This is a genomic window from Paenibacillus lutimineralis, from assembly GCF_003991425.1.
Taxonomy (GTDB): domain Bacteria; phylum Bacillota; class Bacilli; order Paenibacillales; family Paenibacillaceae; genus Fontibacillus; species Fontibacillus lutimineralis.
Genome location: NZ_CP034346.1, coordinates 3,857,816 through 3,872,639 on the forward strand (window position 1 = coordinate 3,857,816; position 14,824 = coordinate 3,872,639).

Sequence of the window (14,824 nt, forward strand, 5' to 3'; positions counted from 1 at the left end):
TTATCATATTAACACGCTAAATAAGGGGAGATAAAAATGGATGGTTGTTGTCAAATCACCACCGAAAAGTCAACAACACCTACTCAATGTCCTGTTTGTCAACAAAAGGGCAAAAGTATTCAACTAATAACGCTCAAGGCATTGCTTAAACCAACAGTGTTAGAAACCACTCAACCTGAAATGACATACGCTTTTTGCACTAATGCATCTTGCGATGTTGTGTATTTCAGCGGTGAGCAGACCTTTGGCAAGGATATGCTCAAAGTTCCGGTGTTTCAAAAAGACGATGCGTTGGATGTTCCTGTTTGTTACTGCTTTGGATGGACGAGAGAAAACTTAATACAAGCTGTTCAGCAAAATCAGCGTCCCATTGACCATATACGAGAACAAGTTCAAGCTAATCGTTGTGGGTGCGAGGTTAATAACCCACAAGGATCCTGTTGTTTGGGTAATGTTACTTCATTCATTCGGAGCATCAACAAGAGCTAATCTCTCGTCAACTAAGATATCAACATGACTTATGAAAACTGCCAAAATTTAAAAAGAGAGCTGTGCGCACAGCTCTCTTATCATTATATCTAATCACTTAGAAATCGAAATTATTCAGATCTGGACCAAAATGCTAATTCTCATTCAGCGCATCGATCTACGCGATATCTTCTGCGCTCAGCTCGAAATCAAATATATCAGCATTCTCGATAATCCGCTGCTCGTTCACAGATTTCGGAATCGTAATAATCCCGAGATCTTATCCAAAGCGCGCCAAGTGTCTTTGTACTAGTCTTTGACTGGCCAATGCACGAGGAACAGGTCGATACAATCAAGACCTAGCTTGGCATCTTTACGCCATTATCAGGGTAACTATATCTTAAGCTGTCTGTCTGCTCTTACGCAGCTTCTGTCTGGCGCGATACAGTAATATTTTAAAATGAGATAAGCCAATTCCCATCAGTTCAGCAGATTCCAAATAGGAAAATCCATGTACATCGAACAGCAGCACCGCATGCTGTTGATTCGGCGGAAGCAGGGACAGCTGGTCAAATAGTTCATCTCGAACCTCCTGGGTGAGCACCTTCGTCTCCGGCGTCTCTTCATTGGAGAAGTTATAGAAGAATTCATTCTCATACACATTGGAACGGCTATCTTTACGGATCTTATCGATGTAGGCGTTATGGGCCACCCGCAGCAGCCAGGCTTTGATCCGCTTCGGTTCCATCCCATCAAGCCTTGTCAGGGCACGGTAGAATGTCTCCTGCATTAGATCCTCGGCATTGTGATGATTCCGGCATAAATAGTACAAATATTGATACACATCGGTTTTATACTCACGGTAAATTACATCCATCATTCGGCTATTCATCATAGGTTTCTCCCTTAATTCTCTATATTTCCTGCGAGCATTGCCGCAGTCATACTACCCGTTCCTATACATGCGATAGGAAAAATAGTAATTTAGAGTTTTATCTGAGTGCTATCCAAGGACACCCAGTACTGCTATTGTCATTATGGATGATATAGCTTGCAGTACGGATAAGATTTTCTTAAGTTTATCTTAAGATTTCACTGCTTAATTCTTAAAAAAACGCGACAAGCACAAAAAAACCATCTGGAATGGTCTCCAAATGGTTCATTTCCTGTTGCTCTATGCTATTATCAATACCCAGATCGGATACCCGGCGTTTCTCTATTCCAAGTCGTCCTTCCTTAAGCGGACTCGGAATACTGTGCGATGTTCATTACTTTCAGCCATAATCGTACCTTCATGCTGATCAACGATATGCTTGGCAATCGCCAGGCCGATTCCCGAGCCACCCGTATGCGTTGCCCGTGATTTCTCCACGCGATAGAAGCGATCGAACAGATGCGGCAGATCCGCTTTCGGAATCGGCTCGCCATAATTGATCACCTCAGTGATCACTTCATTCGCCGTAGCCTCACCGCGGATATCAATATATTTCCCGCCGCTGCCATAGCGAATAGCATTCGTAATAAGATTCTCGTACACCCTCCGCAGCTTGTCCCCGTCTGCATGAACGAATAGCTGTGGCTTGAGATAGAGGCGACACTCCATCCCATTCTCCTGCAGCTGCCAGCCGAAATGAGATGTAATCTGATATAACATCTCGGTCAGATTAATTCTCCTCTTCTCCAGCCTCATCTCCATATTTTGCAGTCGGGTGAATTCGAACAGATCCTGCAGAAGCTGTGTTAGACGCAGCGACTCTTCGTATGCCATATTGACGTAATATCGAAGCTCAACCTCATCGCGATAACGATCCTGATCGATGAGCCCCAAATATCCAGTAATCGAAGTAAGTGGCGTGCGAAGGTCATGCGATACATTCGTAATCAGCTCACTCTTGGTCTGCTCTGCACGTCGTTCCTCCTCAATCGAGGTTCTGAGCCGATCAATCATGCGGTTAATATCTGTAGCAAGCTGACCGAGCTGACCCACATTCTCGACCGGGATTCGTGATGCTGATCCTTCTTCAATCTGGTGTACTTCCTCAATGAGCAGCTTCAAATATTTCTCCTCATGCCTCCGTACACTGCGCCTGTAGAAATACAGAGCAAACAGCATCAGAATCGGTACACCGGACAGATAATACACTTCCGGAAATCCAATATTCCGGTTGATCCAGATCAATGCTGATTGCAAAGTGAGATGGGGAAAAAGAAAGAACGTCAGCTTGGCTAATTGAAAGAGTAAGAGCAAAGCAACTAGCGAGGTGACTACAGTCCATAACAACCAGGACAAAAAACGAAGACTAGCCTTCAATTTTGTAGCCAACCCCCCATACGGTCTTGATCAGCGCTTCGCATTCCATTTCCTTCTCCAGCTTATCTCGCAAGCGGCTGATATGCACGGTAACGGAGTTGCTGCTCTCGAAATATTTATCCTTCCAGATAAGTTCAAAGATCTCCTCCGAGCTGAATACCCGTCCCGGATGGCTGGACAGTAGATACAGAATGCTGAACTCGATCGGTGTCAGCTTGACTGCCCTTCCATCGACACTTGCGGTGTGTGTCTCTTTGTCCACCTGCAGAGGGCCGATCTTAATAATATGACCTGTGTTGGACGAAACTGGCTGTGCTGAATAGGAGGATCTGCGCAGTAGCGACTTGACCCTGGCCACAAGCTCCAGCGGGTTAAATGGCTTCACCATATAATCGTCAGCACCAGTCATAAGCCCAGTAATCTTATCCATATCGCCATCTTTTGCACTCAGCATTAGAATCGGCGTTGTCAACGTCTCGCGGATTTTCAGACAGACCGAGATTCCATCCAGACCCGGCATCATTACGTCAAGTACGATCAGATCAATCTCCTGCTGCCCGACGATGTCCAGTGCTGCCAACCCGTTATCCGCCTTAATCACACGATATCCTTCATTTATTAAATAAATCTCTATCAGTTTGGCTATCTTCTCATCATCATCTACAATTAATATTTGTTTACTCATCTGTTTCATCCTTTTATCGACTAAAGTCACACATATGATTCTATCATACCATGACGAATAACATCGATTCCAAATAAACGGTTAAAAAAGGATTACAAGCTTTTCATTATTGCCACTGGATTGGAATAAAAACTGTAAATTGTGTACCCTGTTCCGGCTGCGATTCTACAGATATCTGCCCGCGATGAATATCAACAATCTTCCGGACGATAGACAAGCCGAGTCCACTGCCGCCAGCATTGCGATTTCTTGATTTATCCGCTTTATAGAAGCGATCGAAGATGTAAGGGAGATCCTCCTTGGAGATACCTACTCCAGAATCGGCGATGATCACATTAGCCCCCTCTTCATCTGCAGTAAGCTTCACCCCTATCCTGCCTTTCACAGGTGTGAACTTAATACTGTTATTAAGGAGATTAACCCACACCTGGCTCAGCAATTCCTCTACGCCCTCGATATAGATTTCCTTAAGGTCCAGCTCGATCTCTATCTGCTTACCCAGCCACTGCGGCTCGGTAGCAAGCACAATCGATTGTAACAGACGGTCTAGCCTGAACCTGCTATGTTCAAATGAGGAACGGTCCGATTCAAGTGAGGACAGCTTGAGCATGTTATCACTCATCTGCGAGAGCCTGCGACTCTCACCTTCAATGATATCCAGATAATGCCCTCGCTGTCCTTCATTCAACTGCGGATTCCTTAGCGCTTCAGTGAAGCCACGAATCGAGGTCAGTGGAGATTGAATCTCATGCGACACATTTGAGATAAAGTCCTGGCGCATCATCTCCATTCGACCCAATTCCCCGGCCAGTTCATTGACACTCTCTACGATTTGGTTGAATTCGCGATACTCAGCCTGTTCATCAATCTTCACAGAGAAATCGCCTTTGGAGATCCGGCGAATGGCGTCCAGAATACTCTTCACCTTGGCGATTTCTTTCTTACGGTAGAAGAGCCCAATAAGCATCATACTACCAAAGAACAGATGGAACGCTATGATGATGTTAATAGCTTGCAGTACATAAGTAGACGAAGGAACTCCAGTATAATGATAGACCCAGCTCATAATATAATAAGCACCGAACCAGCAGGCTACAAGCAGTAATAGTACGGCAGCATATTGAAAGATATGCTTCACGATATTCCATATTTTCTTTAGTATTTTCATCGCTCTTCCTGGTACACCTCCAGACGGTAGCCCAGCCCGCGAATCGTTACAATTCGAAAGCGGAACCGCTGTTCCGGGAATCGCTCACGCAACCGGTTCACATGTACATCGACCGTCCGTTCATTTCCCTCGAAGTCATAGCCCCAAATATCCTCAATCAATTGCTCTCTGGGAATTGTCTTGCCCGGGTAGCTGCCGAGCAGGAACAGCAACTCAAATTCCTTGGGCGGCAGGGTAAGGCTCTCACCCTCTGCCATGACCTGGAATGTCTTACGATCCACATGAAGTGTACCGATCGTCACGCTCTGTGAAGCGATCACTTGATACCGCTTGAGCAGCGCCCTTACCCGTACGATAAGCTCGGCAGGCTCGAATGGCTTCACAAGATAGTCGTCCGTGCCAAGATCAAAGCCCTTGACGATCTGTCTCGTCTCCCCCTTAGCAGTCAACATTAGAATCGGCATCTCATACATTTGTCGCAGCTCACGGCAGAGCTCCCAACCATCCATATTGGGCATCATGATATCTAGGATAACCATATCCGCCCGCTGTGCCTCCATCATTTCGAGTGCTTCAACACCATCGGCCGCTTCCAGCACCTCGCCGATCCCTGCCTCTTCGATCAGAACCTTGACCAGTTCACGGATATGATGATCATCATCAACAACAAGTATTTTCGCCATAATTGACTATTCACCTACGATCTATTTATTGTTGCTGAAGGGTCAACTCTGGTGAGGCATCGGCAATCTGTAGTTGCTGCGTCGCGAACTCCCGATACATCTCATGATGCTGCAGCAGTTGTTCGTGGGTACCCCGTCCGGTGACTTTTCCCTTCTCGATAAAAATAATCTGATCCGCTCCGACAACCGTTGATAACCGGTGAGCGATGACAATCGTCGTCCTTCCCGCCATCAGATTATCGAGCGCTTGCTGCACTACGATCTCCGAGCGGCTGTCCAGACTGGATGTGGCTTCATCCAGCATCAATATCTTCGGATCACGAAGCAATGCACGGGCAATAGCAATTCTCTGCCGCTGTCCGCCAGATAGCTTCACTCCGCGTTCGCCTACATCTGTATCAAATCCCTCCGGCAGCTCGGAGATGAACCCATCTGCATAAGCCATTTTCGCAGCTTGCTCCAGTTCTTCAAGGTTGACTTCACGTTCAATCCCATAGCATAGGTTTTCGCGAATCGTCCCGGCAATCATCGGGCTCTCCTGGGACACATAGCCGATAATCCCCCGCCAGGATCGAAGTGAGAAGGAATCGATTGGCTCGTTGCCGAGCATTACCTGTCCCTTCTGCGGCAAATAATAGCGCTCAAGCACCTGGAATAACGTGGTCTTCCCTCCACCGCTTGGACCAACTACCGCCGTGACAGTACCAGGCTCCATCTGGAAGCTTATCTCCTGAAGGATAGGTTCATCCTGCTTATAACCGAACGACAGATTTTCAATTTTAACTGGAAGCTTCGCATCCGTCACCTCAAGGCCGGCATGGAAATCCTCCTCCTGCTCGTTCATCGTCTGCATCATCCGCTCGGTCGCACCGTTGGCTTTCTGCAGTTGGGTGAAGAAGGTGCTGAGCTGAGTTACAGGAATGACGATCTGAATCAAATACAGAATAAAGGCTACTAGTTCCCCAGCGGTCAGTACGCCTGAAGATACCTGCATACCGCCATAACCGATGACTATCACGAGCAGCATCATTAAGACGAAGCTCATCAACGGACTGATCCAGGCCATAATCAGCCCTTCTTTGATCCCGAATTTCAGCAGATTCTGAATTCCTTTGCTTCCGTTCTTATACTCTATCCTTTCTGCATTGGAGGCTTTTACAAGACGGATCTCCGACAGCACTTGGCTGATCATCGCCGTGAAGGAGGCTGTCTCATCCTGCATGCTGATCGAGACCTTATACATCTTGCGGCCGATTGGCACAAGTATAAGGGCCGCCAACGGAATCACGAGGAACATAATCAACGTCATCTTCCAGTTCAGATAGATCAGAACAGCGATGGAACCGATGATGGAGATGATACCACTGAAGAAGCTGGCTACATGCTCGGAAATGAAGGTCTTAATGACTCCTGTGTCATTCGTCATCCGGCTGACGGATTCCCCGGTCCGGTTATTATCGAAATAAGAGACCGGCAAAGCAAGCAGCTTCTTCCACAATTTATCGCGAACGATGGCAACTACTTTCTGGCCGATATAATTCAACAGGAAGATAGACACGCCGGCCGCCAGCGTCTGCCCGATAAAGGCGGCGACCAGACCAACGATCTGCATTCGGCTAATGGATTCCAGAGAGAATCCGTCGACAAGGCTTTTGGTAAACATCGGGATAACCAGACCGACCAGCGTAGAAACAACGCTTAATAAAATCGAGACAATGATTAAAGCCATCGGTGGCTTCGTCTCTTTCATTAATCGATAGAATGACGAGAAATTAGGTTTGGATATATCTGTTTTCATGGTTCCTCTCCTTGAATTATTTAGAGGTAGTTCAAATTGTCGCCCTTAACCTCTAACGAAACAGGGTATCGCTATTTCCAGCAAATTGGGCTGGCAAACTTTCTAACGAAACTGGATAACGTTATTGAAGTGAATAAGGGGCTTATCACCCTATTTTCTTCCAAATAACGATATGGTGTTTCGTTAGATTTTATTTGCCACTGTTTTTAGGCAAATAACGATCTGTAGTTTCGTTAGACATAAAACTGGCCTTTTTGAACATTCCCTTTTTATTCTTAAGAGAAGAATACCCTACTTATTTAAACTGAAGTTAAACAAACCTTCTTCTAAAAGAGGAAGTTCAAAAAGTCCACTTTTGATCACGAAGTCAATCAAGAAGTTATTCGGCATCGAATCTTGAATTCAGCCGGGTCCTCCGGTGCTCACGTACAAACTACGTACGCTCCGCTCCTCAGACCCTAGCTTTATTCAACCTTCTCGGTGCTGAAAACCGGCCTTTTTGAACACGCACTAAAAGTAGTTCAAGTTATAAATTCTCGACCTCGACGCTGATTACATGATCAATATTCCGTACAAAGTTATAAATCTCTGTTGTATATTCCTTCTCCGACGCTGTAATCACCATGTCTACCCGGTGACGCCCTTCATCCAGGTCTTTGATCTTAAGCCGGCGGATGCGATGTTGTAGAATATGTTTGTTGCCGCTCTTGTCATCTTTGCGTTCAATAATCCGAATCAGATCCGTGACATTACCATGCTCCTCCATGACGACCTTCAGAGATACATCACGTTGATTCAACTTATAAGGTCCGATCCACTTAATGAGATACGGGACGAAATTAACAGCGAGAATCAGCAAAATGACTGCTAGCGCAGCTTCGATATAAAATCCCGTACCAATCGCAATCCCAATCCCGGAAGCCGCCCAGATCATCGCTGCGGACGTTAGTCCGGAGATTCCTTCATTACTGCGGCGCAGAATTGCACCTGCCCCCAGGAAACCGATCCCGCTAACTATTTGAGCCGCCAAGCGCATCGGGTCCATATTCGGATGATCCGGCCCGGCAAATTTCTGAAAGGCTTCAATCGAGACGATGGTGACAAGACAGCTCGAGATGCAGATGACCATACAGGTTTTAATCCCCAGCGGCTTCTGCTTCAGCTGCCGGTCGATTCCAATGAACAAACCGAATAATAAAGCAATGCAAAGTTTAAACACCATTTCCCAATCTGAAACCATAACATTTCTCCTTCAATTATATTGAGTATTATTTATTATCCCCTACGGGTAGAGATAAGCTCTCCCGAACTTAAAGAGGTTATTTAAAAAGTCCCCTTTGATCACGAAGTAACACTGAGAGCTATTCGACATCGAATCTTGAATTCAGCCGGGCCTTCCGGTACTCGCGTACCCACTACGTACGCTCCGCTCCTCATGCCCTAGCTTCATCCAACCTTCTCGGTGCTGAAAGTCTGACTTTTTAAACATGAACTTAAAGTAAACTCCATTTTATAATGAAGCACAAATAAAAAAAAGACTCAAAATGAGTCCCATAGTGCGAACGGTAAAATAATAGCCAATACAGCTAATGTCGTTCTGAAAACAATCTCCTGCAAAGATCCCGTATCGATCGCGACCGGCTTCGGCAAGAAGCGGAATTTCCGGTTCAAAGGCCAGAGTAGAGCAACCCCTTGATCATTCAAAAGATCGATGAGCGGATGTGAGGCATAAGCGGCGATAATCGTCCAATAATAGAAGTCAGGCAGTGGAGTTAACAAATAACCTAACAACACTAGGAACAACAAGGAGTGTGTCATCGTACGATGCTTAACGCGCAAGATTTGCAGCAGCCATGATAGCGGCAGCAGAATCTTGGCCATCGTTGATCCTCTCTTATCAATGTCCGCTAGCGGCCCTACCAGACATCCGATCAGCAGCGCTGCTCCCGATTCCCAGGATAGAAGCGGCTGATTGTAGTAGATGATGACGCATTCGGCCGCGACCAGCCCTGCTAAGGTGTGTGTCTTCTGAAGCATTCCATAATTCCTCCGTATCTCTAAGCTGTCTTCGCTATTATAGCAAAAAAATGAACGAAATAGTTTCATATTTTGTCTTGATACGACTTTTATTTACATTTTTTATCTATTAAGGAGGAGCTGCCCATTCGGATAGAGAAATCATTACTTACCACTTTACGTCTGGGGCGGAGCAGGCGAAAGTAGGGATTCCGCACGACGGTCGCCAGTGCACAGCGGACGTATAACATAGATATTCTAATTTCAGGGGTTGTTCGACGTTGGAGTTAATCCGGAGGATTGAAGAACTTCGGTTGGAATTAAATAAACTCTCCACACGCAAGCTGACCGACCGAAAAATCGTAATTCTGAGCCAGAAACTTGACCAATTACTCAACGAATATCATAAGAACAACAAGTAATGGATTTAGAGGAGCCGCCTAAAGCGGCTCCTTTATCACATCACCGCTATGCTTCCTATTAAACTCATAAAAAAAGCTATCCCGCTAATCGTAGATTAGTCGGGGTAGCCAATTTTATTTTCGATGATATCGTAGCAGTCAGGTGCTAACTAAAATTAGAAGCGAGCTGCAAGGTGAGCTGCACGTTTGATGCCGTCTTGAATAATCTCTTCCGCGCGATCCGGGAATTGATTGTGGCCTTCCACGATTACATTCTCGGTGTTCTTGATGCCCCAGAATGCCAGGATATTAGTTACATAATTCAAGGACATTTCCCAAGAAGCCATTGGTCCTTCGGAATATACCCCACCACGAGCGTGCAACAATGCTACTTTCTTGTCGCCAACAAGGCCTACAGGGCCTTCTGGAGTATATTTGAAAGTCTTACCCGCTTGGTTCAAATAGAACAGGTAAGTCAGAAGCTGAGCAGGAATGGTGAAGTTCCACAATGGGAACGCAAATACCACTTTGTCTGCGCTCAGGAATTGATCAAGGTATGAGTTCTCAAGTTCAACGGCCTTCACTTCCTCTGGAGTTGCTTCGAATCCGTTAGCCAGTTTGTACCCACCGTTAATCATATCGTTGTCATAGTACGGAAGGTTCGCATCAAATACGTTCACTTCAGTAACTTCATCCCCAGGATGATTTTCCTTGTAGGATTGCAAGAAACTTTCATACAATTTCACTGTTGCGGATTGCTCAACCGAACGGTTGTTAGCTTTGACGAATAATACTTTAGCCATTTTTATGGTTCCTCCTGGTGTAATTTACTATTTTCCTATCTACTAACTTTTTCTCTTGAAGTATCGTTAACATAGTAAATTACCCAAGGTGATTTGTCAATTGCAGTTTTTAGAAAATTTCTGTAGCTTTTATCACATTTTCATTATCTTGTTTTCAAAGAACTTGAAATCACTTTCTCCCTATAGGTTTCTGCTGCTGACACCATATGTGACAAAGCTGCGACAGTTTCCTCCTGTCCTCTTGTCTTCAGTCCGCAATCGGGGTTAATCCAGAATAACTGCGGATCTAGTACCTCCAGCGCTCGTTCGATCAGAGACAACATTTCTTCCTCGGAAGGAACTCTTGGACTATGAATATCATAGACGCCAAGCCCAATGCCGAGCGGGTAAGTATGTTCTTCGAAGCTGCTGATCAGTTCTCCATGGCTGCGCGATGTCTCGATCGAGATCACATCGGCATCCAGGGCCTGGATCGAATCAATGATGTCCTGGAATTCGCAATAGCACATATGCGTATGAATTTGCGTTGTATCTTGCACTGAACTTGTAGAAATCCGGAAAGCATTTACCGACCAGTCCAGATATTCCTGCCACTCCTCCCGTTTCAGAGGCAATCCTTCTCGAAGTGCAGGCTCATCCACCTGAATCATCTCGATCCCTGCTCTCTCCAGAGCCTCTACTTCTTCACGCAAGGCAAGAGCAATCTGATACGCAACATGCTTCCGAGGGATATCCGTCCGTACAAACGACCAGTTCAATATAGTGATCGGTCCGGTCAACATACCTTTAACTGGCTTCTGTGTCAGCGATTGAGCATATTGTGTCTCTTTTACAGTCATAGGCTGGCCGAATTCCACATCCCCGTAAATAATTGGCGGCTTCACGCAGCGCGTCCCATAGGACTGAACCCATCCACCACGTGTAAAAGCAAAACCAGGCAGCTTCTCGCCGAAAAATTCAACCATGTCCGTCCGTTCGAACTCTCCATGTACGAGTACATCCAAACCGATTTCTTCCTGGATTCGGATCCATTTATCAATTTCAGATTGAATGTATTGATCGTATTGCTCCGTGCTCCATTCGCCTTTGCGCCATTTCTGCCGTGCCGAACGCACTTCCTTCGTCTGCGGGAAGCTGCCGATGGTCGTGGTTGGAAGCAATGGCAGCTGCCATTTCTGTTCCTGCTGCACTCTGCGTGCTGCGAATTCATTCTTCCGCTCCGCAGGCTGCTGCAATGCCTGCTCAACCCTATTGCGTACATTATGACGATTACGGACCGGAGCAGCAGACAATGCCTGAATGGATTGCTCATTCTCCACAAATAAGGCAGGAATGGACGAGCTGCTGAACGATTCCTTTAGACTAGCGACTTCATCCAGTTTCTCTTCCGCAAAGGCCAGTGCCTCCTTCAGAAGCGGTTCTAGCTCCGTCTCTCCTTGCAGGCTGACCGGTACATGCAGTAAGCTGCCCGATGGCTGCACAATAACCTTTTCCGCCTCCGGAGCTAGCTCTACGATCTCATCCAACAGCTGCTTGGCCGCCTTCAGGTCGCTGCGCCAAATGTTGCGTCCATCGATGACTCCTGCTCCGAGCACCTTGCCTGCCGGATAGCCAAATTCTCGCAGTGCCGCAAGATTGCCCTCTAGACCGTGTATAAAATCCAAGCCAATTCCCTGCACCGGCAGAGCAATCACCTGCTGATAACCGGACACTGCGGCGAAGTAGGTTTGCAGCATGATGGAGATTCCCGGTACTTCCTGAACAATTTTCTTATAGATCGAATTAAGTTGCTGGATATCCTCTGCGGTTAGCTCTGTTACGAGAGCTGGCTCATCGATTTGTACCCAGGCTGCACCTTCTGCCGCAAGCTCACGCAGCACCTGAATATAGAGCGGCAGCAGCTTGTCGATCCAAACGCTGAACTCTCCCTCTGCATATCCTTTGGACAGTTTCAGGAACGTATACAAACCAAGTAATACGGGTTTGCCTTCAATTTGCAGAGCTTGCTTCGCTTCTCGGTACGCCTCTAGCGGATAATTTACAGTCAGCTTCGGCTCTCTGTCTCCAAGCTCAGGTACGATATAGTGGTAATTCGTATTGAACCACTTGGTCATCTCGCTAGCCGCAGCCTGTTTATTTCCTCTGGCGATAGCATAATAGGTGTCTAACGGTACTGCCACGCCGTCATACTCGAATCGTGCCGGGACTAATCCGAACATCACCGCCGTATCCAGCACATGATCATAATAGGTAAAATCACCGACTGGAATGACATCGATTCCTTTGCTTTGCTGCGTACGCAAATTGTCCAGGCGGATCGCCGTCAGTCGTTCCCGCAGTTCTGGCTCAGCGATTTGTCCTGCCCAATAAGCCTCAATCGCTTTTTTCCACTCCCGATTCCGTCCAATTCTTGGATACCCTAGATTACCGCTTACGATTTTGCTCAATTCAATCAACCTCCATGAATAATGTTTGATGAGACACACGTTCATAAATCCAGTCCAGTTTAAATAAAAAGAGGCTCCCTTTAAGCAGTGCTAAAGAGAACCTCTGTATGGATATACAATGGCAGTAATCTTTAACACCTCCCTATCTCCCGTAGGTAATGCAGTGTTGTCAGAATAGGCAGGTCTCCTGGCTCCAGATTCAACGTCTTCATGCTGCCTTCCCGATAGACTTGTATCAGTGGCAAGAATCGCAACGGACTCCTCTGTTACAGTGGCGGGACCGCGCCGGTATTGAACCGGACTTCCCTTTTAAGCTCCCAATCCATTAGACTGGAGCACCTATCCCCACAAATATTAAGTTGAGAGGTAGTTCAAAATTGGCCTGTTTGAACTTGTTTTATTCTTAGATATCATCATACATTGCATCGGGATACGATACAACCAGTAGTCTTATCGGAATTTACTATAACTAGTTATAATTGTCCTGAACCGCCTTTTGCAGCATACCAATACAGCGATCGAGATCGGTCTTCACCTGCTTCTTGTAGAGCTTAGCCTTGTCCCGTCCATCTTCCGTAAAATGGTACAGTACAATCTCCTGAAAGTCGACGCTTGGATCATTTCCCTTCAACTGCTTAGTCCGATATAGAACTCCTTCCTGCACCAACTCATGTAAAGCCCGGTAAATCTCGCTCAGCGGAGGCACATACCCGAACAGCTTGAATTCCTCCTTCATTTCCTCCAGCATCTGATAACCATATCCACGCCGCTGCTCCACCTTCGTAATCAGGTATAACTTAATGTAAGCCCGCTGGGCAATCATAAAAGCCATGGGCTGTCACCCCCCTTTTGTTTCCAGTATACTTAATATATGAATTTTTCACAATAGTTGATTTAGTAGCCCTTTTTAAGTAGTGGAAAGGTAGCTAGATCGTCCTGAGAGTAGCAATTAAGGTAAAAGTAATTAAGCAGCATGAATTTGATCTTACTATTATGAATTTTTCATATAATGAAATTATAACACAAGAGTTTGTTGTCATTCCTTATTTCCAGCATTTAGTGCGAGATGACCGGTTGTGAAATAAGAAACTAGGAGTTTGGAAGCTTATACTTCCGTTGGAAAAGGAGTAAAATCAGTATGATTAGAATTTGATACTTATGATGAGTGGAAAGAAAATTACGATATAGTGGTACGAGATATTAAAAATAGGAAGCTCATCTATAGTTCCTATCGCGATTGGAGTGATAAGAGTAATGACGTTTGAACCGGAGAATAAACTCGAGGAAATTTTAATGACGGCAGCAACCGCCCCCTCTGCCCGATATGATTTTTACAAGGAACTGGTGGGTTCCAACATTTACACGATTCAATACGGAAGTGAAATTGATACGAATGAAGGAGTATTAAAAGAAGGTTCCTCGATTCAATTATTAAATATTGAAATCAACCAGAAATTATATATACCGATCTTTACATCATTACGCCGTTTACAAGAGGCCATTGATCAGGAAGTTAATTATTGTTCGATGAATGCCGTGGATTTCTTTCAATTAACTCGTGGCGCTGACGTATTTCTAAATCCAACTTCAAGCTATGGAAAAGAATTTACGGCAGAGGAAATAGAGTCCATTCTAAATGGATCCATTTTCAGCCCTTCCCAGCAATATGAAGTACAGAAAGAGACAGAGGTTATGATCGGACAACCGGCCATTATGCCAAAAGAGCTCCTTGATGTACTAAGCGAACTATTTGCGGATATGAAAGAAGTTAAGCTCGCCTATCATGCACATTTCTTCAACCCACAAATGGATGAGAGACCACACACACTCATCGCTCTTGAAGTGTGTGACAACATGAATGAGATTGTTGCCAAAGCAGGAATGGTGGCAAATTCCGTATACGTTCCTGACCCACCCGTTACATTTATTCAGTTGGATGGGTCATCAGGATTGGAAGATTACTTTAAGTCCAATGTGAAGCCTTTTTACAAAAAAAGAGTTCTTGGGCTATTCTAGCGTTCCTATACGTGTTATATCCAACTCG

At 45.6% G+C, this 14,824-nt stretch carries 14 protein-coding genes, 1 pseudogene and 1 riboswitch; of the genes and pseudogenes, 3 read left to right on the forward strand and 12 right to left on the reverse strand.

Features of this window, described 5'->3' with window-relative positions:
• Window positions 1-36 precede the first annotated feature (36 nt).
• Complete coding sequence (locus EI981_RS16935; RefSeq protein ID WP_127000102.1) at window positions 37-489, forward strand: putative iron-sulfur cluster-binding metallochaperone; 453 nt, start codon at window positions 37-39, stop codon at window positions 487-489.
• Between the two features lie 157 nt (window positions 490-646).
• Here EI981_RS16935 and EI981_RS30115 read toward each other — a convergent pair.
• The 9 genes and pseudogenes from EI981_RS30115 to EI981_RS16980 all read right to left on the reverse strand — a co-directional run.
• A pseudogene (locus EI981_RS30115) lies at window positions 647-739 on the reverse strand (aldo/keto reductase); the annotation flags it as partial.
• A gap of 129 nt (window positions 740-868) precedes the next feature.
• Complete coding sequence (locus tag EI981_RS16945; protein WP_127004785.1) at window positions 869-1,360, reverse strand: RNA polymerase sigma factor; 492 nt, start codon at window positions 1,358-1,360, stop codon at window positions 869-871.
• Between the two features lie 324 nt (window positions 1,361-1,684).
• Window positions 1,685-2,779, reverse strand: coding sequence for a sensor histidine kinase (locus EI981_RS16950; RefSeq protein WP_127000104.1), 1,095 nt, complete (start codon window positions 2,777-2,779; stop codon window positions 1,685-1,687).
• Window positions 2,769-3,464 (reverse strand): response regulator transcription factor, encoded by a 696-nt coding sequence (locus tag EI981_RS16955; protein WP_127000106.1) that lies wholly within the window; start codon window positions 3,462-3,464, stop codon window positions 2,769-2,771. Before EI981_RS16955 ends, EI981_RS16950 begins: the two co-directional genes overlap by 11 nt.
• A 106-nt stretch (window positions 3,465-3,570) precedes the next feature.
• A complete protein-coding gene (locus EI981_RS16960) occupies window positions 3,571-4,632 on the reverse strand; it encodes a sensor histidine kinase (RefSeq protein ID WP_127000108.1) in 1,062 nt (353 codons plus the stop codon).
• Window positions 4,629-5,315, reverse strand: a complete 687-nt coding sequence (locus EI981_RS16965; RefSeq protein WP_127000110.1) for a response regulator transcription factor — start codon at window positions 5,313-5,315, stop codon at window positions 4,629-4,631. Before EI981_RS16965 ends, EI981_RS16960 begins: the two co-directional genes overlap by 4 nt.
• Before the next feature lie 25 nt (window positions 5,316-5,340).
• A complete protein-coding gene (locus tag EI981_RS16970; RefSeq protein WP_127000112.1) occupies window positions 5,341-7,113 on the reverse strand; it encodes an ABC transporter ATP-binding protein in 1,773 nt (590 codons plus the stop codon).
• 526 nt (window positions 7,114-7,639) lie between these two features.
• Window positions 7,640-8,353 (reverse strand): MgtC/SapB family protein, encoded by a 714-nt coding sequence (locus EI981_RS16975; protein ID WP_127000114.1) that lies wholly within the window; start codon window positions 8,351-8,353, stop codon window positions 7,640-7,642.
• Window positions 8,354-8,652: 299 nt separating this feature from the next.
• Window positions 8,653-9,150, reverse strand: coding sequence for a metal-dependent hydrolase (locus EI981_RS16980; RefSeq protein WP_127000116.1), 498 nt, complete (start codon window positions 9,148-9,150; stop codon window positions 8,653-8,655).
• A gap of 260 nt (window positions 9,151-9,410) precedes the next feature.
• Here EI981_RS16980 and EI981_RS16985 point away from each other — a divergent pair, with 260 nt between their 5' ends.
• Window positions 9,411-9,551, forward strand: coding sequence for an aspartyl-phosphate phosphatase Spo0E family protein (locus tag EI981_RS16985; protein ID WP_068780851.1), 141 nt, complete (start codon window positions 9,411-9,413; stop codon window positions 9,549-9,551).
• A 155-nt stretch (window positions 9,552-9,706) separates the two neighbouring features.
• Here EI981_RS16985 and EI981_RS16990 read toward each other — a convergent pair whose 3' ends face one another.
• From EI981_RS16990 to EI981_RS17000, 3 genes are all read right to left on the reverse strand, one after another.
• Window positions 9,707-10,333 (reverse strand): FMN-dependent NADH-azoreductase, encoded by a 627-nt coding sequence (locus EI981_RS16990; protein WP_127000118.1) that lies wholly within the window; start codon window positions 10,331-10,333, stop codon window positions 9,707-9,709.
• A 143-nt stretch (window positions 10,334-10,476) separates the two neighbouring features.
• Window positions 10,477-12,825, reverse strand: coding sequence for a 5-methyltetrahydropteroyltriglutamate--homocysteine S-methyltransferase (gene metE / locus EI981_RS16995; protein WP_193556381.1), 2,349 nt, complete (start codon window positions 12,823-12,825; stop codon window positions 10,477-10,479).
• Between the two features lie 115 nt (window positions 12,826-12,940).
• A riboswitch (cobalamin riboswitch) is annotated at window positions 12,941-13,138 on the reverse strand.
• A 111-nt stretch (window positions 13,139-13,249) separates the two neighbouring features.
• Window positions 13,250-13,612 carry a replication termination protein gene (locus tag EI981_RS17000; RefSeq protein ID WP_127000122.1) on the reverse strand — a complete coding sequence of 121 codons (363 nt, stop codon included), beginning with the start codon at window positions 13,610-13,612 and terminating at the stop codon, window positions 13,250-13,252.
• Window positions 13,613-14,034: 422 nt separating this feature from the next.
• Here EI981_RS17000 and EI981_RS17005 point away from each other — a divergent pair, with 422 nt between their 5' ends.
• Window positions 14,035-14,796: an enhanced serine sensitivity protein SseB C-terminal domain-containing protein gene (locus EI981_RS17005; RefSeq protein ID WP_127000124.1), complete on the forward strand. Its 762-nt coding sequence runs from the start codon at window positions 14,035-14,037 to the stop codon at window positions 14,794-14,796.
• Window positions 14,797-14,824 lie beyond the last annotated feature (28 nt).